Source organism: Paracoccus sp. R12_2 (genome assembly GCF_017744015.1).
Taxonomy (GTDB): domain Bacteria; phylum Pseudomonadota; class Alphaproteobacteria; order Rhodobacterales; family Rhodobacteraceae; genus Paracoccus.
The window spans coordinates 203407-226627 of the sequence record NZ_JAGHRA010000006.1; the positions used below are offsets into that span (position 1 = coordinate 203407).

At 65.2% G+C, this 23221-nt stretch carries 21 protein-coding genes, 1 tRNA gene and 1 pseudogene; 12 read left to right on the plus strand and 11 right to left on the minus strand.

What is annotated here, in order from left to right; genetic code table 11:
• Positions 1-4: 4 nt before the first annotated feature.
• A complete protein-coding gene (locus J7359_RS09775) occupies positions 5-1270 on the minus strand; it encodes a biopolymer transporter ExbB (RefSeq protein WP_209056484.1) in 1266 nt (421 codons plus the stop codon).
• 200 nt (positions 1271-1470) lie between these two features.
• Positions 1471-2034, minus strand: coding sequence for a gamma-glutamylcyclotransferase (locus J7359_RS09780; RefSeq protein ID WP_209056446.1), 564 nt, complete (start codon positions 2032-2034; stop codon positions 1471-1473).
• A 118-nt stretch (positions 2035-2152) separates the two neighbouring features.
• On the opposite strand from J7359_RS09780, the gene J7359_RS09785 reads away from it, so the two are divergent.
• On the plus strand, positions 2153-3190 hold the full coding sequence (locus tag J7359_RS09785; protein ID WP_209056447.1) for a DUF2125 domain-containing protein: 1038 nt from the start codon (positions 2153-2155) through the stop codon (positions 3188-3190).
• Between the two features lie 9 nt (positions 3191-3199).
• Here the strand turns inward: J7359_RS09785 and J7359_RS09790 are convergent, their stop codons facing one another.
• Entirely contained in the window at positions 3200-4126 is a 927-nt protein-coding gene (locus tag J7359_RS09790; protein ID WP_209056448.1) for a prephenate/arogenate dehydrogenase family protein, read from the minus strand.
• Complete coding sequence (gene hisC, locus J7359_RS09795; RefSeq protein WP_209056449.1) at positions 4123-5214, minus strand: histidinol-phosphate transaminase; 1092 nt, start codon at positions 5212-5214, stop codon at positions 4123-4125. Before hisC ends, J7359_RS09790 begins: the two co-directional genes overlap by 4 nt.
• Before the next feature lie 123 nt (positions 5215-5337).
• Here hisC and J7359_RS09800 point away from each other — a divergent pair, with 123 nt between their 5' ends.
• Complete coding sequence (locus J7359_RS09800; RefSeq protein ID WP_209056450.1) at positions 5338-6603, plus strand: glycosyltransferase family 4 protein; 1266 nt, start codon at positions 5338-5340, stop codon at positions 6601-6603.
• A 152-nt stretch (positions 6604-6755) separates the two neighbouring features.
• Here J7359_RS09800 and J7359_RS09805 read toward each other — a convergent pair.
• Positions 6756-6832, minus strand: a tRNA-Ile gene (locus J7359_RS09805).
• A gap of 114 nt (positions 6833-6946) precedes the next feature.
• Between J7359_RS09805 and purM the strand changes: the two genes are divergently transcribed.
• Positions 6947-7993, plus strand: a complete 1047-nt coding sequence (gene purM / locus J7359_RS09810; RefSeq protein WP_209056451.1) for a phosphoribosylformylglycinamidine cyclo-ligase — start codon at positions 6947-6949, stop codon at positions 7991-7993.
• Positions 7990-8577 carry a phosphoribosylglycinamide formyltransferase gene (gene purN / locus J7359_RS09815; protein WP_209056452.1) on the plus strand — a complete coding sequence of 196 codons (588 nt, stop codon included), beginning with the start codon at positions 7990-7992 and terminating at the stop codon, positions 8575-8577. The genes purM and purN overlap by 4 nt, the downstream gene beginning before the upstream one ends.
• Before the next feature lie 27 nt (positions 8578-8604).
• Here the strand turns inward: purN and J7359_RS09820 are convergent, their stop codons facing one another.
• A complete protein-coding gene (locus J7359_RS09820; RefSeq protein ID WP_209056453.1) occupies positions 8605-9207 on the minus strand; it encodes a thiamine phosphate synthase in 603 nt (200 codons plus the stop codon).
• A 72-nt stretch (positions 9208-9279) separates the two neighbouring features.
• Between J7359_RS09820 and J7359_RS09825 the strand changes: the two genes are divergently transcribed.
• The 6 genes from J7359_RS09825 to J7359_RS09850 all read left to right on the plus strand — a co-directional run bounded on the left by J7359_RS09825 (position 9280) and on the right by J7359_RS09850 (position 16654).
• Positions 9280-10008: an RNA methyltransferase gene (locus tag J7359_RS09825; protein ID WP_209056454.1), complete on the plus strand. Its 729-nt coding sequence runs from the start codon at positions 9280-9282 to the stop codon at positions 10006-10008.
• Between the two features lie 39 nt (positions 10009-10047).
• Entirely contained in the window at positions 10048-11193 is a 1146-nt protein-coding gene (gene ctaA / locus J7359_RS09830) for a heme A synthase (RefSeq protein WP_209056455.1), read from the plus strand.
• Positions 11190-12662, plus strand: coding sequence for a carboxypeptidase M32 (locus tag J7359_RS09835; RefSeq protein ID WP_209056456.1), 1473 nt, complete (start codon positions 11190-11192; stop codon positions 12660-12662). Before ctaA ends, J7359_RS09835 begins: the two co-directional genes overlap by 4 nt.
• A 108-nt stretch (positions 12663-12770) precedes the next feature.
• Positions 12771-14240 carry a sodium/proline symporter PutP gene (gene putP / locus J7359_RS09840; RefSeq protein ID WP_209056457.1) on the plus strand — a complete coding sequence of 490 codons (1470 nt, stop codon included), beginning with the start codon at positions 12771-12773 and terminating at the stop codon, positions 14238-14240.
• 308 nt (positions 14241-14548) lie between these two features.
• Entirely contained in the window at positions 14549-15265 is a 717-nt protein-coding gene (locus J7359_RS09845; RefSeq protein ID WP_209056485.1) for a c-type cytochrome, read from the plus strand.
• Positions 15266-15370: 105 nt separating this feature from the next.
• A complete protein-coding gene (locus tag J7359_RS09850; RefSeq protein ID WP_209056458.1) occupies positions 15371-16654 on the plus strand; it encodes an NAD(P)/FAD-dependent oxidoreductase in 1284 nt (427 codons plus the stop codon).
• Between the two features lie 82 nt (positions 16655-16736).
• Here J7359_RS09850 and preA read toward each other — a convergent pair whose 3' ends face one another.
• The 5 genes from preA to J7359_RS09875 all read right to left on the minus strand — a co-directional run bounded on the left by preA (position 16737) and on the right by J7359_RS09875 (position 21887).
• Positions 16737-18035: an NAD-dependent dihydropyrimidine dehydrogenase subunit PreA gene (gene preA / locus J7359_RS09855; protein WP_209056459.1), complete on the minus strand. Its 1299-nt coding sequence runs from the start codon at positions 18033-18035 to the stop codon at positions 16737-16739.
• Positions 18036-18049: 14 nt separating this feature from the next.
• A complete protein-coding gene (locus J7359_RS09860; protein ID WP_209056460.1) occupies positions 18050-19411 on the minus strand; it encodes an NAD(P)-dependent oxidoreductase in 1362 nt (453 codons plus the stop codon).
• A gap of 98 nt (positions 19412-19509) precedes the next feature.
• Complete coding sequence (locus J7359_RS09865) at positions 19510-20808, minus strand: HAMP domain-containing sensor histidine kinase (protein ID WP_209056461.1); 1299 nt, start codon at positions 20806-20808, stop codon at positions 19510-19512.
• Positions 20808-21470: a response regulator transcription factor gene (locus J7359_RS09870; protein WP_209056462.1), complete on the minus strand. Its 663-nt coding sequence runs from the start codon at positions 21468-21470 to the stop codon at positions 20808-20810. The genes J7359_RS09865 and J7359_RS09870 overlap by 1 nt, the downstream gene beginning before the upstream one ends.
• Entirely contained in the window at positions 21471-21887 is a 417-nt protein-coding gene (locus J7359_RS09875) for a hypothetical protein (protein WP_209056463.1), read from the minus strand.
• A gap of 135 nt (positions 21888-22022) precedes the next feature.
• On the opposite strand from J7359_RS09875, the gene J7359_RS09880 reads away from it, so the two are divergent.
• Positions 22023-22814: a hypothetical protein gene (locus tag J7359_RS09880; RefSeq protein WP_209056464.1), complete on the plus strand. Its 792-nt coding sequence runs from the start codon at positions 22023-22025 to the stop codon at positions 22812-22814.
• 289 nt (positions 22815-23103) lie between these two features.
• Positions 23104-23221: pseudogene (locus J7359_RS19915) on the plus strand (transposase); the annotation flags it as partial.

Sequence of the window (23221 nt, forward strand, 5' to 3'; positions counted from 1 at the left end):
TCGCCTAGGTCCTGTCGCGCCGGATCAGGGGATCGTCGCGCAGATCGTCCGGAAAGGGATCGCCGAACCGCGCGGCGCGAACCGCCCGCGTCAGGACCAGCAGATCGGACCGCAATTCGGCAACCATCTCTTCCCGGCCCGCATTCAGATCCGCGACAAGCCGCGACAAGGCATCCTCGACGCCCGACAGATCGGCGGCGGCGGCGCCTGAGGGCTGATCGGCCCGCTGCCGCGCGATCTCCAGCATCCTGTCCTGACCGTCGGCCACCCGGTTCATCGCCTCGCTGAGGCCTGCGGCGCGCGCAAGCGTGGCTTCGCGTTCGGCCTCGGCGCGGTGGGCAAGCGCCTCGATCGCCTGGGCCATCACCACGACCCGCTCATCGGCCATGGCCGCCGCATCTTCGCGCGCCGCGTCGCGTTCGGCATGAAACTGATGCAGGCGGTCCATCTGTGCGCCGATCTGTTCCAGAAATCCGACCAGCGCGGTCTGGTCCACACCTTCGCCGTCCGATCCGGCCAGGCTGACGCGGGTGAAGCCCGACATCCATTCCTCGAGCTCGCGGTAAAAGCGGTTCTGGCCATGCGTCACGAACAGTTCCAGCAGCCCCACGACCAGCGATCCCGCCAGTCCCAGCAGCGACGACGAGAACGCCGTGGCCATGCCGCCAAGCTGCGCCTCGAGCCCGTTCATCAGCTTGTCGAACACGTCGATGCCGGATTCGCCGTTCTGCGGTGCCAGCGCGCGGATCGTCTCGACCACCGCTGGAACGGTCGTCGCAAGACCGTAGAACGTTCCCAGAAGCCCAAGGAAAATCAAGAGATTGGCAAGGTATTTCGTGATGTCGCGCAGTTCTTCGATGCGCGTGCCGACCGAATCCAGGATCGATCGCGCCGACCCGGTCGAGATCACGCCACCCACCGGGCCACGCGTGCCCAGCAACGCGGCCAGCGGTGCCAGCAGCCGCGGCGGGATATCCCCGTCCGATGCGCCCCTTGCGGCCACGCCCTTGTCGACGGCATTGCGGCGCCGTTCGGCAAAGCGTTCGATCCAGCTGACCGACCGGACAAGCTGGGCCACCTGCCAGAAACAGGCCAGGATCCCTAGCGCGAAGACGGTCAGGATCAGGCCGTTCAGCCAGCGATTGGCCATGAAGATCGGCAGGATACGACCATAGGCTATGAACCCGCCGGCCATGACCAGCGCAAGCAGCGTCAGCATCATCAGGATCTGGCGGACCGGCTGCGAGAATTGCGGGGCGGCGGGCGGCATCGCACCGCCGCCACGGGTGGCGGTGATGCGGCGGTTCGGCAGATGCAGCCTGCTGCGGTCCTGCGGGGGCACGCCGGGATCGTCCGGTCCGTGGAAATTGTCTGGATCGCTCAAAAGGTCCCGGTCCCGTCTATCGTTGCCGACATTGTGGTTGGGCCAAGTGTAGGATGCGCCCCGCCACTTGCCAAGCGATCCGAAAGTCAGGTCGCAGCGTCGCGGTCGCGTCGTGCCATCAGCAACCGTCGGACATCGTCGGACAACTGATCCAGTGCCGCATCGGCCAGCCCGATTTCGGCCAGATGACGCGCGGTATTGAACAGATAATCCGCGTTCGGGCCTCGCCCGCCCGCAGCCCCTGCAATGATCCGCGCCTGTTCGCGGACGCACAACCCGCCCGCATATTGCCAGTGGTCGCGTTTCATCACATAGGCCAGCGCCTGGACGCGACGCCCGTCCTGCAGTGTCAGCGGCAGCACCATCTCGTCATAGGCGCCGGTGTCCAGCTCGCGCTCGCGCAGGTAGGCCAGCGTTTCGGCGTGACGGTCCTCGGGGATGCGCAGGGCAAGCCCCGCGCAGCTTGCGCCGGGTTCGGAGTCCAGCCCCAGAACAAGGCCCGGCGCCTCTTCGGTGCCGCGATAGCGGGTCGAACGCAGGCAGAAGCTGCGGGAATATCCCTCCAGCCGGGCCTTGACGGTTTCGACCGGCCCGAAGCCCGGATCCCACATCAACGATCCGTAACCGAATACCCAGAAGACATCGTTCATCGTCGCACACCCTTTTCCGTGCCCGGAAACTAGGTCACGATGCAGCGCGATGAAAGCCCTGCGGCCCGGACCGCCAGTATGCCGGGCTTGAGATGCTGTGGCATTGGGCAGGGGACGAATGCGCATTCTTTCAGGGTTGGTTCTGCTACTTCTTCTGGCGGTCGCGGGACTGTGGATCGGCGGCGAGACATGGCTCGCCGGCAGGATCATGCGCGAGGCAGAGGCGAATCCCGGGCTGCAGGTCGCCGCGACCGACCCCATGCGCAGGATCGACCGAATCGGTGTGCGGCTGGACGAGGCAAGCTATCAGAATCCCCGCTTCTCGCTTGCCCTTCCCTGGCTGGAACTGTGGATCGCGCCCTTGTCGCTGACGACGGCGCAGGCCGGGCTGCCGGATCAGGCGATGCTGCGGCATTACGGGCGCGATCATGCGTTGGGGGTCGCGAACGGGGCGCTAAGCCTTCGCCTCGCGCCGCTGCATGGCGGCGCGGTGGCGCGCGCCAGCGTTGACAGCGGGCCGGTCACACTGGACGCGCAGGGTCTGGCGGACCGGATCGCGCTGTCGGCCGCGATGACCGGGCTTGGACCGTTTGCCCCCGCCAAAGCCCGATCGGCCTATGACATGCAGCTTGGGTTGCAAGGGATTGACCCTGACGCGCTGGTTGCGCTGGGAATGCCGTCGCTGGCACTGCCCGGCAAGGTTTCCATCGCGGGACCGGCGACGGTCTGGCTGAACGGGATCGTCGGGCCACGCAGCCTTGATGCGCCCGCGCAGTCGGTCTGGCCGGTCGGAATTCGCAGCACCGGCGTGGATATGCGGATCGGAGAGCTTCGGGCGCGTCTTGCCGGGTTCCTCTGGCGCGGCGATCACGGCCGCATCGAGGGGCGGCTGGCCATCTATACCGACGATGCATCTGCGTTGCTGCGACAGGCCAGCGACGCGGGGCTGATCGCGTCCGATGCGGCGATGCTGGTCTCGGCGCTGCTGAACGGGATCGGACGGATGCCGTTTCCGGATGGGGTCCGCGATGACGGGCTGAGCCTGCCCGAACCTGCCGAAGGTGAATTGCGGCTGCCGGTAACGATGAAGGACGGCAGGCTGTTTCTGGGCGATATCGAGATCGGCGCCGCGCCATTGTTCCCGTTGCCGCAATAGGGGCGCGGGTCAGGTTTTTGGTGTTGTCGCCACGCGTCCGAAATCGGGCGCCTCGGTGTCCTGACCGGCCTCGATGATGCCGCGCCGGATCGCACGCGTGCGCGAAAAATAGTCGAACAACTGCTGCCCGTCGCCCATGCGAATCGCGCGTTGCAGCACGAAAAGCTCCTCGGTGAAGCGGCCGAGAATATCCAGCGTCGCCTCGCGATTATGCAGGAACACGTCCCGCCACATGGTCGGGTCGCTGGCCGCGATGCGCGTGAAATCGCGGAACCCCGCGGCGGAGTACTGGATCACTTCCTCATCGGTCACACGGCGCAGATGGTCGGCCACGCCGACCATCGTATAGGCGATCAGGTGCGGGGCGTGGCTTGTCACGGCAAGGACCAGATCGTGATGTCCGGCCTCCATGTTGTCGGTCTTGGCACCCATCGCCCGAACCAGATCCGACAAGCGGGCGACCGCGTCGGGGTCGCTGTCGGGCAGGGGGGTCAAAAGCCACCAGCGGTTGCGGAACAACGAGGCAAAGCCAGACCGCGGACCGGAATGTTCGGTTCCGGCCAGCGGATGGCCGGGAATGAAATGCACGCCTGCGGGCAGATGCGGGCCCACCGCGTCGATGACGGATTGCTTGACCGATCCGACATCGGTGATCGTCGCGCCGGGTTTCAGATGCGGCGCGATTTCGGCCGCGACATCGCCCATGGCGCCGACCGGCACAGCCAGCACGACCAGGTCCGCATCCCTGACGGCGGCAGCGGCGCTGTCCTCGACCCGGTCGCACAGGCCGATTTCGCGTGCGATGTCGCGAGTCTCGGCGCTGCGGGCGTAACCCACGATCTCACCGGCCAGACCGCCATCGCGCATCGCATGGGCCATCGATCCCGCGATCAGGCCCAGCCCGATCAGCGCCACCCGGTCATAGATCACACTCATGCGTCCCTCCGATCCGCCATGAAACGGCCGAGACAGTCCAGGACGCGGGTGCAGCCCTCCTCATCCCCGACGGTGATGCGCAGGGCTGCAGGCAGGCCATAGCCGCCGACCCGCCGCACCAGTATTCCGTCCGCGCGCAGCGCCGCGTCGGCGGCCTCGGCCTGATCCGGGTCCGAAAACCGCGCCAGCACGAAATTCGCAAAGCTGTGGTCGCAGCCGATGCCCATCTGGATCAGGGAATCCCGCATCCGCGCACGCATCCGGTGGTTCAGATCGGCGCAATGCGCGGTGAACTCGGTGTCGCGGATTGCGGCCTCGGCCGCGGCCATCTGCGCGTTCGACAGGTTGAACGGTTGGCGGATGCGGTTCAGCACGTCGATGATATCGCGCTGCGCGTAGCCCCAGCCGATCCGCAAGCCGCCCAAACCGTGGATCTTCGAGAAGGTGCGCGTCATGATCACGTTCGGATGCCGGTCGACCAGCGACACGCCGCCATCGAATCCGCCTGCGAATTCGGTATAGGCGCCGTCATGAACCAGGATGACATTGGTGGGCAGGCCATCCACCAGACGCTGCAATTCGCCTTCACCCAGCATCGTTCCGGTCGGGTTGGCCGGATTGGCGATAAAGACGATGCGTGTCCGGTCGGTGACGGCGGCCAGGATTGCCTCGACGTCGATCCGGCGTTCGGCCTCGGGAACGGTCACGGGCTGCGCGCCGACCATGCGCGCAAGGATCGGATACATGGAAAAACCGTGCTGGGTCGTGATGACCTGATCGCCGACCCCGGCATAGGCCTGGGTGACGAATTGCAGCACCTCGTCCGACCCGACGCCGCAGATGATCCGCTCGGGGTCCAGCCCGTGCACATGACCGATGGCGCCGCGCAACCCGGCATGATCGGTCGAGGGATAGCGGTGCAGATCTGCACCGGCGGCGGCAAATGCGGCACGGGCCTTGTCGCTGCATCCCAGCGGATTTTCGTTCGATGACAGTTTCAGCACCCGATCGTGCCCTGCCAGGCTGCTTTCGCCGCTGACGTAAAGCGCGATATCCATGATGCCGGGCTGCGGGGTGATCTGGGTCATGGGCATATCCTTCGGTCCGCGCCGGTCTAATCGGCGTGGCCCTGCATTGGAAGTGGCGAAATTCTTTGCCCTCGGGCGTCTCGTGGTCGATAAAGGCCGCGTCACGAGTAACAGTGAAGTGCAATGCCTGATCCCGGACTTCCCAAGGTGCTGATCGTCGCACCCAATGCCTCGGCCCGTTTCGGCGGCGAGGCGTTTCTGCCGCTGAACTATTTCCGCATCCTGTCACGGCGCGGCCACCCGGTGCAGTTGATCGCCCATCACCGCAACGCTCAGGAACTGCTGGCGCTGCCGGACTGCGATCCCGAAAACATGCATTTCGTGCCAGACACGCGCTGGCACCGGATGATCTGGCGCGCGTTCGGCCGCATGCCTGAACGGGTGCGCGACCTGATCGGCGGCGGGCTGATGACATGGCTGAACGAGTTGTATCAGGCCCGGCTGATCCGACAGTTGATCGCACGCGGCGAGGTGGATCTGATCCACCAGCCGATCCCTGTCTCGCCGCTGATGCCGTCGAACCTGCACCGGTTCGGTGTGCCGCTGGTGATCGGTCCCATGAATGGGGGGATGGATTATCCCGCCGGATATGAGGATTACGAGGGTGGCGCGACGCGCGCCTCGATCGCGCTGGGACGTCGCGTCGCGTTGTTGTTCAACCGGATCAACCCCGGCAAGCACAAGGCGGCGGCGCTGCTGGTCGCGAATGAACGCACGCGCCGCGCGCTGCCGAACCCCCGCCATCCGCATGTCGAAACCCTGATCGAGAACGGCATCGACTTCACCCGCTGGCGCGCGCCCCAGCAACAGCGCCCCGATCCGCGGCCCGATTGCCTTCGGCTGGTCTATCTGGGTCGGTTCGTCGGCTGGAAGGCCATCGACATCACGCTGCGGGCCGTCGCCATCGCCCGAGAATCCGGATCGGACGTGACGCTGGACCTGCTGGGGGACGGCGAGGGACGCGCGGAACTGGAAACGCTGGCCGACGAATTGGGCATCGCGGATCATGTCACCTTCCATGGCTTCCAGCCGCAGGAACGCTGTGCGCAGGTTCTGGCGATGTCGGATGCGCTGGTACTGAACTCGCTGCGCGAATGTGGTGGTGCGGTGGTGCTGGAGGCGATGGCGATGGGCCTGCCGGTGGTGGCCAGCGCGTGGGGTGGCCCGCTGGACTATCTGAACGCCGAAAGCGGCATTCTGGTCCATCCGGTCCCGCGTCACGACTTCCCGCAGCGGTTGGCGGGCGCCTTCGCGACGCTGGCGCATGATCCTGATCTGCGTTCGCGTATGGGGCAGGCGGGCCAGAAGATCGTGCGCCGCGACTTCGACTGGGAATCCAAGGTTGATCGAATGGTGCAGATCTATCGCGAGGCAACGCAGAACCACTAGAGTGCCGCATCGCCGCAGCACGGATCCCGACCACCCTTCCGGCGTTTGGAAATGTCTTCGGCACACAGGTGGCAGCGCGCCGAAACGCGACCTGCGCGGACAGCGAATGCGGCGCCATCCATGTTGAAAAATCTGAGGAAACGCGTGCTGAATGGTAGGCCCGGAGGGACTTGAACCCCCAACCAAGGCGTTATGAGCGCCCTGCTCTGACCAATTGAGCTACAGGCCCATGCAGCGAGGTCTGACTACTGCCGGGTCGTTGGGCGGTCAAGCGCAACCTCTGCGTTGGCCGTTGCCGAACAGGGCGGCATCCGTTATCGGGGGCGCAGATTTCAGCCCGGGGGTGGTGATGACGAAAAACGGGATCAGCTATCGCGATGCGGGCGTCGATATCGACGCGGGCAATGCGCTGGTCGACAGGATCAAGCCTGCGGCTGCGGCCACCGCGCGGCCCGGCGTCATGGATGCGCTTGGCGGGTTCGGTGCGTTGTTCGATCCGCGTGCGGCAGGCTATGACGATCCCGTCCTGGTCGCCGCCACCGACGGGGTGGGCACGAAACTGCGCATTGCGATCGACACCGGGCACCTGGACGGGATCGGCCAGGATCTTGTCGCGATGTGCGTCAACGATCTTGTCTGTCAGGGCGCCGAGCCCCTGTTTTTTCTTGATTACTTCGCGACCGGCAAGCTGTCCGTAGACGAGGGCGCGCGTGTCGTCGAAAGCATCGCGCGCGGCTGCGGAATTGCCGGCTGTGCTCTGATCGGCGGCGAAACCGCCGAGATGCCTGGCATGTATCACGACGGTGATTTCGATCTAGCGGGATTTGCGGTGGGGGCGATGCAACGCGGCACTGCGCTGCCGCGTGATGTGAAGGCGGGCGATGTGCTGTTGGGGCTGGCCTCGGACGGGGTGCATTCCAACGGATATTCTCTGGTCCGCAAGGTCGCCGAACATGCGGGGCTGGGTTGGAACGACGCCGCGCCCTTCGCCGAGGCAAGCCTGGGCGAAGCATTGCTGGTCCCGACGCGGCTGTATGTCCGGCCGGCGCTGGCCGCGATCCGTGCCGGAGGCGTGCATGCCTTGGCCCATATCACCGGCGGCGGTCTGACCGAGAACCTGCCGCGCGTTCTGCCTGCCGATCTTGGGGCCGACATCGATCTGGGGGCCTGGCCTCTGCCTTCGGTCTTTGCTTGGCTGGCCGAGGCTGGCGGCATCGAACAGGCCGAGATGCTGAAGACCTTCAACAGCGGCATCGGCATGGTACTGGTCGTTGCGGCCGACCGGGCCGATGCGCTGTCGGGGCTGCTGACCGACAAGGGTGAAACCGTTCACCGGATTGGTCAGGTCGGTGCCGATGCGGGCATCCGCTACAGCGGGACGCTTGCGTGAAACGCGTCGCGATCCTGATTTCCGGCGGCGGCTCGAACATGCTGCGGCTGGTCGAGGACATGACAGGCGATCATCCCGCGCGACCGGTTCTGGTTGCCTCGAACGACCCGACCGCCGCGGGGCTGGCGCGCGCCGAACGGCTGGGAATTTCCACCGCTTCGGTCGATCACCGCGACTTTCCCCGCGACAGGGCCGGGTTCGAGGCCGCGCTGCTGAAACCATTGCTGGACGCGCAACCGGACATCATCTGTCTTGCGGGGTTCATGCGGATCCTGACGCCTGAATTCGTAACGCGCTTCGCAGGGCGCATGCTGAATATCCACCCGTCGCTGCTGCCCAGCTATCCGGGGCTGAACACGCATGCCCGCGCCATCGCTGCAGGTGATCCAGAGGCCGGGGTGACCGTTCACGAGGTCACGCCGGAACTTGATGCCGGTCCGATCCTGGGTCAGGCGCGCGTGCCGATCCTGCCCGACGACACGCCCGAGGTGCTGGCCAGCCGTGTGCTGGTGCAAGAGCATCTTCTGTATCCGGCCGTCCTGCGCCGGTTCGCGGCTGGCGATCGCAGCCCGGTCATGCTCTAGCAGCGGTTAGCTTGCCGCGGGGCGAAACTATCCCCACAGCGCGGTCAGCGCCGACAGCGGGTCATCCTCGGACCAGATTTCGGGGCCGATGGCGATGAAGTCGCAGGCAGACCACATCTGGGAGATCAGTTCGCGGGTCACCGCGCCTTCTGCCACCACCGGCAGTTCGATCATTTCCGACCACCACTGGAACAGTTCCAGCGGCGCAGGTCCGCCGCGCCCCAGCGCGCTGTCGCCGACAGGGCCGAAGCTGACATAGTCCGCGCCGGCCTCGCCCGCGGTGATTCCCTCGTGGCGCGAAGATCCGCAGAATGCGCCGACCACGGCATCGGCGCCCAGTTCCTTGCGGGCCAGACGGACACCGCGCGCGCCATCAGTCAGGTGAACGCCGTCAAGGCCGTGACGCTGTGCCAGCTTTACATGGTCGTCGATCACCACTGCCACGTCGCGGGCGTGGGCGATCTCGCGCGCCAGGTCCGCAAGCCGGGACAGCTCGTCTTCCTCGGCGCCGCCGCGAATCCTGAGACATGCGACCTGAAACCGGTCCATCACCTCGGTCAGCATGGGTCCCAGCGCGGATGCCTGGGCGCCGGCGGGGGTCATCAGATACAGCTGCGGACCTTCGGACATCATGTTCTCCTTCGTATCGCACGCAGATAGCGCAGCTTGCCGCTGGCTTCCAGACGGACTATGCGAACCGCCATGCAAGACAGCCGCCAACCCGTCATGATCCTGGTCCGCCCGCAGATGGGCGAAAACATCGGTGCCGCCGCGCGTGCCATGCTGAATTTCGGCCTGACCGAAATGCGGCTGGTTGATCCGCGCGACGGTTGGCCGAATCCGAAGGCGGTCGCGATGGCGTCGGGCGCGGCGGGCAGGGTGCTGGACCACGCACGCGTCTTCCCGACGCTGGCCGAGGCGATGCAGGGCATCGACTATGCCTTCGCCACGACCGCGCGCGGACGTGAACTGTCAAAGCCGGTCTTCACGCCCGCCACCGCGATGGAAAAGGCCCGCGCCCATGACGGCCGCTGCGCGATCATCTTCGGCCCCGAACGCGCGGGACTGGAAAATGATGATGTCGCGCGCGCCAATGCCATCGTGACGGTGCCGGTAAATCCTGATTTTCCCTCTTTGAACCTTGCCCAGGCTGTCTTGCTGATGGGCTATGAATGGGGCCGCGACACTTTGCCGCCCGAACCCGCGCCGCATGCCCGCAAGGCGGATGCAGAGCTGCTGGCCGACCGGGTCGAGATCGAGCGTCTGGGCGATCATTATCAGGAAAAGCTGACCGAGGCGGGGTTTTTCTTCCCCGAAACCAAGGCCGAGTCCATGCGGCTGAACCTGCGCAACATGTGGTCGCGCCTGACCCTGACACGCGGCGATGTCCGCATCCTGCACGGCGTCTTGCGGCAATTGACCCGCCGGTAGACGCAACCTAACCTCCGCCCGACGTCAAAGGAGCCGAAAATGGCCAAGCGCCCCGTTTTCGAGGAAGTCTCGGACCAGACCGCCCCGCGCCAGACGGTGCAGACCGGCATGATCGACGCCGCGCCCAAAGGCGCGCGCCGCGCGATCCGGGTCTGGCTGGTGATCCTGTTTGCCATGGTTGCCGCGATGATCGCCCTGGGTGGGGCGACACGGCTGACGGGATCGGGCTTGTCAATCACGGAATGGGCGCCGGTCACGGGCGCGCTGCCGCCGATGTCGCAGGCGGATTGGCAAGCGGAATTCGACGCTTATCAGCAGATCCCACAATTCTCCGAAGTCAATCACGACATGGATCTGGCGGGCTTCAAGTGGATTTACTGGTGGGAATGGTCGCATCGGTTGCTTGGGCGATTGGTCGGCCTTGTCTGGGCGGTGGGCTTTCTTGGCTTTCTTGCGACGCGCAGAATTCCGACCGGCTGGACGCCGCGCCTGTTCGGGATCGGTGTGCTGGGCGGCGTTCAGGGTGCAATTGGCTGGTGGATGGTCAGTTCCGGGCTGGTGGACGGGATGACGCGGGTTGCCTCGTATCGGCTTGCCACGCATCTGGGCATCGCCTTCCTGATCCTGGGCCTGATCGCCTGGTATGTACTGCTTCTGGCCCGCCCCGAGGCCGCTTTAATGCGCGCCCGCCGCGCGGGCGAGCAGAAACTGTTCTCGATGACCACGGGCCTGATGCATCTGGCTTTTCTTCAGATCCTGATCGGCGCGCTTGTCGCGGGCATCGATGCGGGGCGGACCTATACCGGTTGGCCGACGATGGGCGGGGAATGGATCCCCGCAGCCATCTGGAACGATACGCTTGGTTGGCGGAACTTTTTCGAGAACCCTGCGCTGGTTCAGTTCATTCATCGCATGGCGGGATATCTGCTGGCGATTTTCGCGCTGGTGGTCTGGCTGCGGTCGCGCCGTTCGCCCCATCCCGTCACGCGCGGCGCGTTCACGGCGATGATCGTGACGGTGGCGGTGCAGGTCGGTCTTGGCATCATGAACGTCATGCATGCCTCGCCGCTGCCGCTGGCATTGACCCATCAGCTTGGCGCGGTTGCGCTGTTCACGCTGATCATACGCGCCCGCGCACATGCGCGATACCCGCGCGAAACCTCGGTCAGGGGGACCATCAAATGAGTGCTTTCGACGATCTGCTCGCCTTCCAGCGCCAAACCGAGGCGCTGTCCTCGATCGCGGAACGCCTTGGCTGGGACCAGGAAACCGTCATGCCGCGTGGCGCGACCGAACAGCGCGCCGAAGAAATGGCCGCCATCGAAGAAGTGCTGCACGACCGGCGAACCGACCCGCGACTGGGCGAATGGCTGGCTGCCGCCGAACCGCGGGACGAGGCCGAGACGCGGATCGTCGAACTGATCGGCCGCGATTTCACCCGTGCCAGCCGCGTTCCGGCGCGTCTGGCCAGCGAACTTGCCAAGACCACCTCGCTGGCGCAGGGCATCTGGGCCGAGGCCCGCGCGAATGAAGCGCCCGAGGACTTCCTGCCGACGCTGGACCAGGTGCTGATGCTGAAGCGCGAGGAAGCCGCGGCGCTGGCCGATGGGGGCGATCCTTATGATGCGCTGCTGGAGGATTACGAACCCGACACCACCGCGACCGAGATCGCGCAGGTCTTCGACGCCATGCGCCCACGTCTGGTGGCCCTGCGCGAGGATGTGCTGGGGGCCGAATTCCAGCCGCAATCTCTGGCCGGTCACTTCCCGCAGGAAACCCAGCTGCGGCTGGCGCGCACCTGCGCGACCGCTTTCGGCTATGACTGGACGCGCGGGCGGATGGACATGGCGGTGCATCCGTTCAGTTCGGGGCGCTGGCAGGATAGCCGCATCACCACGCGGGTTGTCGAAACAGACCCGTTCAACTGCATCTATTCGACCATCCACGAAGTCGGCCATTCCAGCTACGAGCTGGGCATCGACCCGGATTATGCCTTCACGCCGCTGGGGCGCGGCGTGTCGATGGGCGTTCATGAAAGCCAAAGCCGGATCTATGAAAATCAGATGGGCCGGGGCAGGGCGTTCACCGGCTGGCTTTTCAACCGCATGTCGGACGCGTTCGATGGCCTGAACATCACCGATGCGGATGCTTTCTATGCAACCGTGAATCGCGTGACGCCCGGCTATATCCGCACAGAATCGGACGAGGTGCAGTATAATCTGCATATCATGCTGCGCTTTGATCTGGAACGCGACCTCATCTCTGGCAAGCTGGACACCAGCGATCTGGTCGAGGCGTGGAACGCCCGGTTCCTCAAGGATTTCGGCGTTGCCGTGGATCGTCCCGCCAATGGCGTTCTGCAGGATGTTCACTGGTCCGTCGGCCTGTTCGGCTATTTCCCGACCTATGCGCTGGGGAATGTCTATGCCGGCTGCCTGAACGCCGCGATGCGCGAGGCGGTGCCCGATCTGGACGACGCGCTTGGCCAGGGCGACGGCGGACCCGGCGTCGAATGGCTGCGCGAGAACATCCAGCGGCACGGCGGCCTGAAACCGCCGCGCCGGCTGATCGAAGAGGCGACCGGTTCGCCGATTTCGCCGGATCCGCTGCTGGACTATCTGGAAGAAAAATTCGCCCGGATCTATCGGCTCTGATCTCTTTTTGCGCGTGGTGCCGACGCGCCGTCCGTCCGTTGTTTGCACCGGGCGGCGTGATCTGTCACGATTTCGAGATCGAATAGCGCGAATAAGAAGGAAGAAATTATGGCAACCGGAGTCTGGATCAGTCTGATCCTCTATTTCCTGCTGATGCTTGCCATCGGCGTTTATGCGTGGCGCAAGTCCACATCCAATTCAGAAGAATACATGCTTGGCGGTCGCAACCTGCCGCCCGCCGTCGCCGCATTGTCCGCCGGTGCCTCGGACATGAGCGGCTGGTTGCTGCTGGGTCTGCCGGGTGCGCTGTATGCGGCCGGGCTTGTCGAGGCGTGGATCGGGATCGGTCTGTTCGTGGGTGCGCTGGCGAACTGGATCATCGTCGCACCCAGACTGCGCGAGCAGACCGAGCGCTATGACAACTCTCTGACGATTCCGGGCTTTCTGGCCAATCGCTTTCCGACGCAGGCGTTGCCGCTGCGGGTCATTTCGGCGGTGGTGATCGTGGTATTCTTCGCGGTCTATACCGCCTCGGGGCTGGTTGGCGGCGGCAAGCTGTTCGCCAGCGCCTTTGATGGCAGCTATCAGGTCGGTGTCTGGCTGACCCTTGGCGTCGTCCTGGCCTATACGGTGGTTGGTGGCTTTCTGGCCGTCAGCCTGACCGACTTCGTGCAGGGCTGCATCATGATGCTGGCGCTGGTCATCATGCCGCTGGTCGTGCTGATGGGGCCGGGTGGCGGCGGCTTCGCGCAGGCGCAGGAAACCTTGGCCGGTGTCGATCCGAACTTCATGTCGCTGACGCAGGGTCTGACCCTGGTCGGCTTCCTGTCGGCGGTGACCTGGGGTCTTGGCTATTTCGGCCAGCCGCATATCATCGTCCGCTTCATGGCCGTGCGCAGCGTCGGCGAGGTCTCGACCGCCCGCAATATCGGCATGGGGTGGATGGCCGTGTCGCTGCTGGGTGCGATCGGTCTGGGGATCTTTGGCCGCGCCTATGTGGTGCGCAACGGGCTGACGATCGACGACCCCGAGACGATCTTCATCGTGCTGGCTGAACTGCTGTTCCACCCGCTGGTCACGGGCTTCCTGTTCGCCGCCCTTCTGGCCGCGATCATGAGCACCGTCAGCAGTCAACTTCTGGTATCGTCGTCGTCGCTGACCGAAGATTTCTATCGCCTGTTCCTCAACCGCGACGCGGACGAGAAGACCCTGGTCCTTGTGGGCCGCGTCGCCGTTCTGGCAGTCGGCATCGTGGCCGCGATCATCGCGCGCGATCCCGATTCCAACGTGCTTTCGCTGGTCGCGCATGCATGGGCGGGCTTTGGTGCCGCGTTCGGGCCGCTGATCATCCTGTCGCTGACCTGGTCCCGGATGACCGGACGCGGGGCGGTTGCGGGCCTGATCGTCGGTGCGGTGACGGTGATGGTGTGGACCTGGCTGGGGCTGAACTCCAGCTTCATGGGTGGGCCCGGCGTCTATGAGATCATTCCCGGCTTCATCCTCGCGATGGCCGCGATCATCGTCGTCAGCCTGATGTCCGAGGCGAAGGGAGAGTTTCGTCCGCTGGCCAAAAGCTAAGGACGGGCTTCGCATTCGGTCCCGCGCAGGGCCGGGGACAGCCCCCGGCCATCGCGGGACGCATAAGGCGGCCGAGGTTCCCTCGGCCGCATTTTTGCATTGTGGACCTGCTTCCTCAAGGCGTTCGGGCGCATCTACAGGCGGTGGTTCGAGACGCCGGCGGTCTGCGCTCAATGAACGCGCGCCAGCGGCGCTGGAGCGCGGACCGCGATCTTCCGAGTAACATATTGCGATTCTGTGTTATGTTCGAATGGCGAACAAGGCGGATGAGGTCATCGATGAATCGCAGCTTCAGGCGAGCACGACATATGGGGGTGGCCGCGGCGGCCATCATCTTGGCGGTGGCGACGCAAGGCCGGTCGGACCAGCAGCAAGGGGCGGCCCCGATCGGCGATGCAGAAGCCGGCGCCGCGGTCTTTGCCGAGGATTGCGCCGCCTGCCACCAGATCGGCAAGGGTGCCACGGATCAGGTCGGGCCACAGCTGACCGGCATCTTCGACCGCCCTGCGGGTGCAATCGAGGGGTTCGACTATTCGCCCGCGCTTCAGCGGATGGGGGCTGACGGTCTGATCTGGCGGCTGAAGACGCTGGACGCCTTTCTGGCAAATCCCGTCGCGATGGTCAGCGATACAGCGATGATCTTTGATGGTATCGCCGATAGCCCTCGCAGGCAGGATCTGCTGGCCTTCCTGCGTGCCCACTCGGCGCAGCCCGGCGATATTCCCGAATCCGCCCCGACGGCCAAGGCGATCCTGTTCGAACTGCCACCCGAAACCGCAGCGCTGGTTGGCGACCCGGAATATGGGCAATACCTGGCCCAGGAATGCGCCACCTGCCATCAGGGCGATGGCAGCGCCGAGGGTATTCCGGCGATTACCGGCTGGCCTGCGCCTGATTTCATGGCAGCGATGCACGCCTACAAGGCCAAGCTGCGCCCCCATCCGGTGATGCAGATGATGGCCGGGCGGCTGGATGACGAACAGATCGCCGCGCTTGCAGCCTATTACGAACAGATCGGTGAGTGAGTTTCCTGCCCCCGGTGAACGCCAAATTCGGGTGCGGGACAGATTGACGGCAGCAAGCCGTCCGCAAGGCCGCAAAAGCCGGCCGCCAAAACAGGGAGGAAGACGATGAGTTGGAACAGACGGCATTTTCTGGCGATGACCGGAATGGCCACCGGAACGGCCCTGCTGCCGGCGCCGATGGTCATGGCGCAGGCGCGACCCCGTGTCGTGGTGATCGGCGGCGGCACCGGCGGCGCAACGGTCGCGCGCTATCTGGCCAAGGACAGCGAGGGCGCCCTTGATGTGCTGCTGATCGAGCCGACGCGGCGCTATTACACCTGCTATTTCTCGAATCTCTACCTTGGCGGGTTCTGGGACTATGACGCGCTTGGCCACGGCTATGCCAATCTGGCGTCGGACAACGGCGTGAACGTCGTCCATGACTGGGCGATCGGGGTGGATCGTGACGCGCGGACGGTTCGCCTGGGCGGCGGCGGCAGCGTCGGCTATGAACGGCTGGTGGTCGCGCCGGGCATCGATTTCGTCGAGGGTTCGGTGCCGGGCTGGGATGTGTCCAGTCAGCACATCATGCCTCATGCCTACAAGGCCGGCAGCCAGACCCAGTTGCTGAAGGCGCAGATCGAGGCCATGCCCGAGGGGGGCACCTTTGCCATGGTGGCGCCCCCGAACCCCTATCGCTGCCCGCCGGGGCCCTATGAACGGGTGTCGATGGTCGCTCACCTGCTGAAACAGTCGAACCCCACCGCCAAGATCCTGATCGTCGATCCGAAAGAGAGCTTTTCGAAACAGGCTCTGTTCGAGGAAGGCTGGCAAAAGCACTATTCAGGAATGATCACCCGGATCGGCCCCGATTTCGGCGGCAACAATGTCGAGGTGCGGCCCCAGACGATGGAGATCGTCATCGATGGCGAAGCTGAAAAGGCCGATGTCTGCAACGTCATTCCCGCACAGAAGGCGGGATTGATCGCGGCGGATGCGGGGCTGACCGATGACACGGGCTGGGCGCCGGTCACGCCCCAGGACATGCGGTCGCGGCTGGACCGGAATGTCTTCGTGCTGGGCGACAGTTCGGCGCAGGGCGACATGCCGAAATCGGGGTTCTCGGCCAACAGCCAGGCCAAGGTCGCGGCCAATGTCATCCGCGCTGACCTGACCGGCAGCAGGGCATTCCCGGCGCGCTACAGCAATACCTGCTGGTCGCTGATCGCCGATGGTGACGGGGTCAAGGTCGGCGCCTCTTACGAGCCGTCCGAGGACAAGATCTCGTCGGTCGAAAGTTTCGTGTCGAAGACCGGCGAGGACACGGATCTGCGCCGCCAGACCTATGAAGAAAGCATCGGCTGGTACAAGGGCATCACCGCGGATGTCTTTGGCGCGCCGACGGCCTGACCCGGCGGTTCACCCGGAAAAGACAGACAGGGCCGGATGACGGCAGGTCATCCGGCCCTGTCCAACCTCGGGCGGGCAGGGCCTATTCCGCGGCCTTGGACATCGGGTTGTTCGGATGCGTCGTCCAGTTGGCATAGCCGCCGCGCGGGATGCCAGTTCGCAGATCCGTCTCGTCCGGGGCCAGTTCGCGCATCGTGATGCAGTCCTCGACCGGACAGACATCGACGCACAGATTACACGCGACGCATTCCTCTTCGATGACCTCGAAGACCCGTCCCGGCCGCATTGCGACGGCCTGGTGGCTGGTATCCTCGCATGCGGCATAGCAGCGGCCGCACTTGATGCAGGCATCCTGATCGATCACCGCCTTGGTGACATAGTTCAGGTTCAACTGGTTCCAGTCAGTGACATTCGGCACCGCGCGACCGATCAGGTCCGACAGCGCCATGTCGTGCGTGTCCAGATAGTCGCGCAGGCCCGAGATCATTTCCTGCACGATCTTGAACCCGTAAGTCATCGCGGCGGTGCAGACCTGCACATTGCCGGCCCCCAGCGCCATGAATTCGGCTGCATCGCGCCATGTGGTGATGCCGCCTATACCGCTGATCGGCAGGCCGCGCGTCTCGGGGTGCCTGGCGATCTCGGCCACCATGTTCAGTGCGATGGGCTTGACCGCGGGGCCGCAATAGCCGCCATGCGCGCCCTTGCCGTCGATGGTCGGCTGCGGGGCGAACAGGTCCAGATCGACCGAGGTGATCGAATTGATCGTGTTGATCAGGCTGACCGCGTCGGCGCCGCCGCGCTTTGCGGCCTCGGCGGGCTTGCGGACATCGGTGATGTTGGGCGTCAGCTTCACGATGCAGGGCATGCGCGAATACTGCTTCACCCAACGGGTCACCATTTCGATGTATTCCGGCACCTGACCGACTGCGCTGCCCATGCCGCGCTCGCTCATCCCGTGGGGGCAGCCGAAATTCAGTTCGACCCCATCGGCGCCGGTATCCTCGATCCGTTTCAGGATGTCGCGCCAGCTGTCCTCGTCGCACGGCACCATCAGGCTGATGATCAGCGCCCGGTCAGGATAGTCCCGCTTGACCGACTTTATCTCGCGCAGGTTCACCTCCAACGGGCGGTCTGTGATCAGTTCGATGTTGTTCAGCCCCAGCACCCGCCGGTCCGGGCCGTGTATCACTCCGTAGCGCGGACCGTTGACGTTGACGACCGGCGGACCTTCGGATCCCAGCGTCTTCCAGACCACGCCGCCCCAGCCGGCCTGAAAGGCGCGCCGGACATTGTATTCCTTGTCGGTCGGCGGCGCCGAGGCCAGCCAGAACGGGTTCGGGGACTTGATCCCCACGAAGTCGCTGCGCAGATCGGTCATGTTCCTGCCCTTTCTCAGCCGGGGATTTCCACGGGGCGGCCCATCAGTCGGGCGTCGATGTCCTCGGCCGCGTCGCGACCTTCGGCCACCGCCGTCACGGTCAGGTCGTCGCCACCCGCCGCACAGTCTCCGCCCGCCCAGACACCGTCGATGCTGGTTCTGCCGGGCCCGGTGACCGCGATCTTGCCGCTGCCGGTCAGTGCAAGCGTGTCAAGGGGTTCTTCCAACCGCTGTCCGATCGCCTTGAAGACCTGATCCGCCTTCAGCCGGAACCGGTTCTCGGTCAGGTGGACCTGGCCTTCGACCACGGCGGTATAGGCGAACTCGACCGCTTGGGCCTGACCATCGCCGCCGATCACCGCGACAGGCGCCGCGCCGGTAATGATGCGCACGCCCTTGCTGGCGGCATGATCCTGTTCGTGCTGCGAAGCCCCCATCTGGTCGCGCGTGCGGCGATAGACCATGGTGACGTTCTCGGCCCCCAGCAGCCGTGCCTGCACGGCGGCATCGACGGCGGTCATGCCGCCACCGATCACCACCACGTCACGTCCGATGGGCAGCGACAGAAGATCGCCGCATTGCCGCAGATCGCCGATGAAATCCACCGCATCGCGGACGTTCCGAAAACCCTCGCCCTCCGCCCGCAAGGCGTTCACCGCGCCCAGGCCGATGCCCAGAAAGACCGCGTCGAAATCATTCTGCAGGCTGTCCAGCGTCAGATCGCGTCCCAGCGCCTTGCGCGTCTCGATCGTGATCCCGCCGATGCCCATCAGCCATTCGACCTCGGCCTGTGCAAAGCCGTCGACTGTCTTGTAGCTGGCGATGCCGTATTCGTTCAGCCCGCCCGGCTTGCCGCGTGCATCGAAGATCGTCACGTCGTGACCTTTTGCCGCCAGACGATGCGCGCAGGACAGGCCGGCAGGCCCGGCGCCCACGACGGCGATGCGCTTGCCGGTCGGGTCGGCGCGACGGAAGGGATGACCCTGCTGCGCCATCAGCCCGTCTGTCGCATAGCGCTGCAGGGCACCGATCCGGACCGGTTCCGCCTCGGCATCCATCCGCACGCAGGCACCTTCGCACAGGTTTTCGGTCGGGCACACGCGGGCGCACATGCCGCCCAGGATATTGGCGTGAAAGATGGTCATCGCCGCCGCGTCGGGCGTGCCCGTGGCGATCTGGCGGATGAACAGAGGGATATCGATTCCGGTCGGACAGGCCGTGATGCAGGGGGCGTCGTGGCAGAAATAGCAGCGATCTGCCGCAACCCGTGCCTCGTGAGGGTCCAAGGGGGGCGCGACATCCGTGAAATTCGCGGCCAATTCATCGGGTGTCAGCCGACCGGAAACAATTCCGGGCGACAGTCTGGCTTGGGACATTTGCGTCTCCTGGCTCACCTGTTGGTACGAATCAGGCTGGCACAGGTCTGAAATTTTATCAAATGGTAAAACTACGACCGGCGGGCTTTGCACAAATTTCAGGCGGGCAGGGTCAGGATCGCCGAAAGCCCGCCAAGCGCGCTGCGCTCAAGGCGCAGGTCGCCGCCATGCAACGCGGCAAGATCGGCCACGATGGCAAGCCCCAGTCCCGACCCCGAGACTCCGTGTTCGTCCAGCCGTCCGCCACGGATCAACGCCCTTGGTGCGTCGGTCTGGGCCATGCCGGGGCCGTCATCCTCGACCCGCAGCGTCACCGTTCCGGCGTCCATCGTCACCGCGATGCGCAATTTGTGCCGACCCCATTTCACCGCGTTGTCGGCAAGATTGCCGATCATTTCCTCAAGATCCTGACGTTCTCCGGCGAAGCCCGCATCTTCGGGGCAATCGATCCGGGCAGTGATATGCTTGTCCTGCATCGGCCAGCGCAGCACCAGAAGGATGTCGTCGATCACCGCCTTCACCGGGGTTCGCTGTCCCAACACCCTTGGCCCGGCCGATCTTGCCCGCCGCAAATGCCAGCCGATCAGCCGGTCCATCCGCGTGATCAGCAACTGTCCCGTGTGATCGGGTGGCAATTCATTGGCCAGTGCCGCCAGCGGGGTTTTCAGCGAATGGGCCAGATTGCCCAGATGCTGCCGGGAACGGGCCAGCAGGGTGGCATTCTGATCCAGTGCCGCGTTGATCTCGGCGGTCAGGGGGCGCAATTCGCTGACATCGGGCATGGGCAGGCGATCCGCCTGACCGGCGCGAACGCGGCGCAGATCGGCGCCGACGCGGGTCAGACTGCGCAAACCGACCTGCACCTGAATGATGCTGGCCGCGGCCAGTCCCGCGCCCAGAACGATCAGCGCGATCGCCAGCGGGCGCCGGATCTGGCGCAGGCTGTCGCGGATCTGGGCCTGGGGCGCGGTGACGGTGACAGCGACCAGCGCGTCGCTTTCCGGCACGGTGACTTCGCGTCGCAACACCCGCAAGGCAGCGCCATCGGCGCCGCTGCCGCGACCTCCCAGAAAATTTCCGCCGGGCCCGTTCAGGCGCCCGTCCAGCAAGGAATTGGACCGTGCCACCACCCGGCCCTCGGCAGCGACCTGCCAGTACCAGCCGCTGAGCGGCAGGCCGAACCGGGCATCGGGTGGCAAGCCCTCGACCGCGATTCGGCCATCCCCGCCCACCTCCACTGTGGCGATCAGCGTGTCGGCGACAGCCTCGGCCTCGGCGTCGAAACGCCCGGTCACGAAATCATCGAGTAGCCCCGAGATGAAGATGAACGCCGCCAGCAGAGCAGCCGTCAGCCAGACCGCCCCCAGCACCAGAAGCCGCGCGCGGATCGAACGCATCAGCCCTGCGCCCGCAGCACATATCCCGCGCCGCGCCGGGTCTGGATCAACCCGTCGCCGATCTTGCGGCGCAGCCGCCCGATGACCACCTCGATCGACTTGAAATCGCGGTCGGTTTCGGCCTCGTACAGATGTTCGGATAGCTCTGTGCGGCTGACGACCCGATCCTGGTGATGGATCAGATAGGACAGGATGCGGGTCTCGAACGCGGTCAGCTTCAGGGCGATGCCGTCGCGGGTGATGACACCCAGCTGGCTGTCCAGTTGCAGCGGCCCTGCGGCAATCACCGGACGCGCATGGCCTGCGGCCCGACGGATCAAGGTCCGGGCCCGCAGCACGACCTCGTCCAGGCGGAACGGCTTGACGGCATAATCGTCCGCGCCCGCGCGGAACCCTGCGACCTTGTCGGTCCAGTCGCCCCGCGCGGTCAGGATCAGCACCGGAACGGTGATCCCCTGATCGCGCCAGCGGGTCAGAACCTCGATCCCCGGCAGGCCTGGCAGGCCCAGATCAAGGATCGCCACGTCATAGGCTTCGGTCGCGCCCAGGAATTCGCCCTCGACCCCGTCGGCTGCGCGGTCGGTCACGAAACCCGCATCCTGAAACGCTGTGACCAGCTGTTCGGACAGCAATGGATCATCCTCGACAATCAGGGCGCGCATTCAATCCTCGTCGAAATCATTGTCGTCATCGTCGTCCGGCGGCTCGCGGCGCAGGGCCGCGATCTGGCCTCGACCCGCGACCTCCAGAAAGCGACCGTTGCGGGCGTCCATCCGGATCAGCAAAAGATGCCGCTGCGGCGTCATCAGTCGAAATTCATAGACCAGGGCCGCGCCCAGATCGCGTTCCTGCGGAGTCGGTGGCGCGATGTCCGCACCGATCAGGCGACCCCGGTATCGCCGATCCACCCGTTCGGCCAGTTCGTGGAACGGCAGGGGGCGGAAATCCTGCGCGGCAACGCGAAGGGTCAGCGTATTGCCCTGCCGGAACACGCCATGCGAATGGGGGCCGTCCTCGCGGCTGGCGCCGACAAGAACGACAAGTGTCATCAGGGACAGGAACAGCAGGCCGCGATACATGGTGCCAGTTATGCCGATCAAACCCCAAATGGAAACCAAACCGGACATTGGCGTTCCATTCGGCATTGCCGCGCTAGAAGCGATTCGTGGGACGGGGGCAACGGACCTTGTCCGGACGAAGAAAAGGAAGTCGATATGAGCAAACATATTGTGAAACTATCCGCCGCGACCTTTGCGCTGATCGCAGGGCTCGCTGGCGCAACGCAGGCGCAAGAGGCTGCACCCGCCGCCGGAAACGACCTGCCAGAGGTGCTGCGGGCCCTGAACCTGACCGATCTCGAGGTGAAGGATGGTCCGCGCGGCGGCCGCAAGGTGGAAGGCGATCTGCCCGGTGGAGGCGAGATCGAGGCGTTTATCGACCGCGACGGAAATCTGGCGTTGGTCGAGGCGGACGATGTCGCGATGCCATCATCCCTGATCGATACTCTGCTGCCGCAAACCGTGCGGGACGGCGAAATCCTGTCGCAGTTTGCCCGGATCGAGCGGATCGGCGGACGTGACGGGCGTGTCATGATCCGCGGCGAGGACAGCGAGGGCGAGGATGTTCGCGCAGGCTTCGACCGCGAAGGCCGTTTGCTGGGGTTCGGCCGTGGCGACGATGACGATGGCAAGGGGCGGCGCGGTCCGAAACACGGACGTGGCGATCATGACCACCACAAGGGCAAGCACTGGATGCACGGTGACAAGGATCATGCCCGCCATGGCGGCAAGGAAAAGCGCGGTCCTCGTCCGATGCCGCAGGTCGATGATGCCGCCCTGAACCGGACCCTGGACGGGGCCGGCTACAGCGATATCGGCGCGGCGCGTCCGGCGGGACCGCGCCTGGTCCTGGATGCCGTGAACGCGGCGGGCGAACCGGTCACACTGGAAATCGCCCCGGATGGCGAGGTGATCCGCGAGACGGCACGGGCAGCCGCCGCCGAGTGATCCCCCGCTGTGGTCGCGCCGGTCAGAAGCCAGCGCGACCACGCGCAAAGCGGCAGTACCGGCCGTGGACTGTGTGCGGGGTTCATCGTTGCGATGTTGGAACAGCCCGGCCAGCCAAATTTCCGTAAGCGTCTTCAGCGCCCCACCTTCCGGCTCTCATCCTGATCGGTTCTTTGGACCTTGGTGATTGTTGGAATGGATTTTCTCCATGGAGACTACATTGGAGGTTCTCCCGGTTGGCGGTCGTGGCCGTCGGAACCGGAAGTGGCCAGATGAGGTGAAGGCCCGGATCGTGGCGGAGACGCTGACGCCGGGTGTCACGGTGAATGCTGTGGCGCGGCGTCATGGCGTTCCGGCGAACCACGTTTCGGCCTGGCGCACGCTGGCGCGGAAAGGGCGGCTGGTGC

Excerpts from the sequence above, each read along its gene's own strand:
- J7359_RS09790 (WP_209056448.1), bottom strand. The coding sequence starts at position 4,126 with ATGAGTGTGATCTATGACCGGGTGGCGCTGATCGGGCTGGGCCTGATC.
- J7359_RS09875 (WP_209056463.1), bottom strand. The coding sequence starts at position 21,887 with ATGTATCGCGGCCTGCTGTTCCTGTCCCTGATGACACTTGTCGTTCTT.
- ctaA (WP_209056455.1), top strand. The coding sequence starts at position 10,048 with ATGGCCAAGCGCCCCGTTTTCGAGGAAGTCTCGGACCAGACCGCCCCG.
- putP (WP_209056457.1), top strand. The coding sequence starts at position 12,771 with ATGGCAACCGGAGTCTGGATCAGTCTGATCCTCTATTTCCTGCTGATG.
- J7359_RS09880 (WP_209056464.1), top strand. The coding sequence starts at position 22,023 with ATGAGCAAACATATTGTGAAACTATCCGCCGCGACCTTTGCGCTGATC.
- J7359_RS09775 (WP_209056484.1), bottom strand. The coding sequence starts at position 1,270 with ATGCCGCCCGCCGCCCCGCAATTCTCGCAGCCGGTCCGCCAGATCCTG.
- J7359_RS09825 (WP_209056454.1), top strand. The coding sequence starts at position 9,280 with ATGCAAGACAGCCGCCAACCCGTCATGATCCTGGTCCGCCCGCAGATG.
- J7359_RS09845 (WP_209056485.1), top strand. The coding sequence starts at position 14,549 with ATGGGGGTGGCCGCGGCGGCCATCATCTTGGCGGTGGCGACGCAAGGC.
- J7359_RS09785 (WP_209056447.1), top strand. The coding sequence starts at position 2,153 with ATGCGCATTCTTTCAGGGTTGGTTCTGCTACTTCTTCTGGCGGTCGCG.
- J7359_RS09820 (WP_209056453.1), bottom strand. The coding sequence starts at position 9,207 with ATGTCCGAAGGTCCGCAGCTGTATCTGATGACCCCCGCCGGCGCCCAG.
- hisC (WP_209056449.1), bottom strand. The coding sequence starts at position 5,214 with ATGACCCAGATCACCCCGCAGCCCGGCATCATGGATATCGCGCTTTAC.
- preA (WP_209056459.1), bottom strand. The coding sequence starts at position 18,035 with ATGACCGATCTGCGCAGCGACTTCGTGGGGATCAAGTCCCCGAACCCG.
- J7359_RS09860 (WP_209056460.1), bottom strand. The coding sequence starts at position 19,411 with ATGTCCCAAGCCAGACTGTCGCCCGGAATTGTTTCCGGTCGGCTGACA.
- J7359_RS09870 (WP_209056462.1), bottom strand. The coding sequence starts at position 21,470 with ATGCGCGCCCTGATTGTCGAGGATGATCCATTGCTGTCCGAACAGCTG.
- J7359_RS09865 (WP_209056461.1), bottom strand. The coding sequence starts at position 20,808 with ATGCGTTCGATCCGCGCGCGGCTTCTGGTGCTGGGGGCGGTCTGGCTG.
- J7359_RS09780 (WP_209056446.1), bottom strand. The coding sequence starts at position 2,034 with ATGAACGATGTCTTCTGGGTATTCGGTTACGGATCGTTGATGTGGGAT.
- J7359_RS09850 (WP_209056458.1), top strand. The coding sequence starts at position 15,371 with ATGAGTTGGAACAGACGGCATTTTCTGGCGATGACCGGAATGGCCACC.
- J7359_RS09835 (WP_209056456.1), top strand. The coding sequence starts at position 11,190 with ATGAGTGCTTTCGACGATCTGCTCGCCTTCCAGCGCCAAACCGAGGCG.
- J7359_RS09800 (WP_209056450.1), top strand. The coding sequence starts at position 5,338 with ATGCCTGATCCCGGACTTCCCAAGGTGCTGATCGTCGCACCCAATGCC.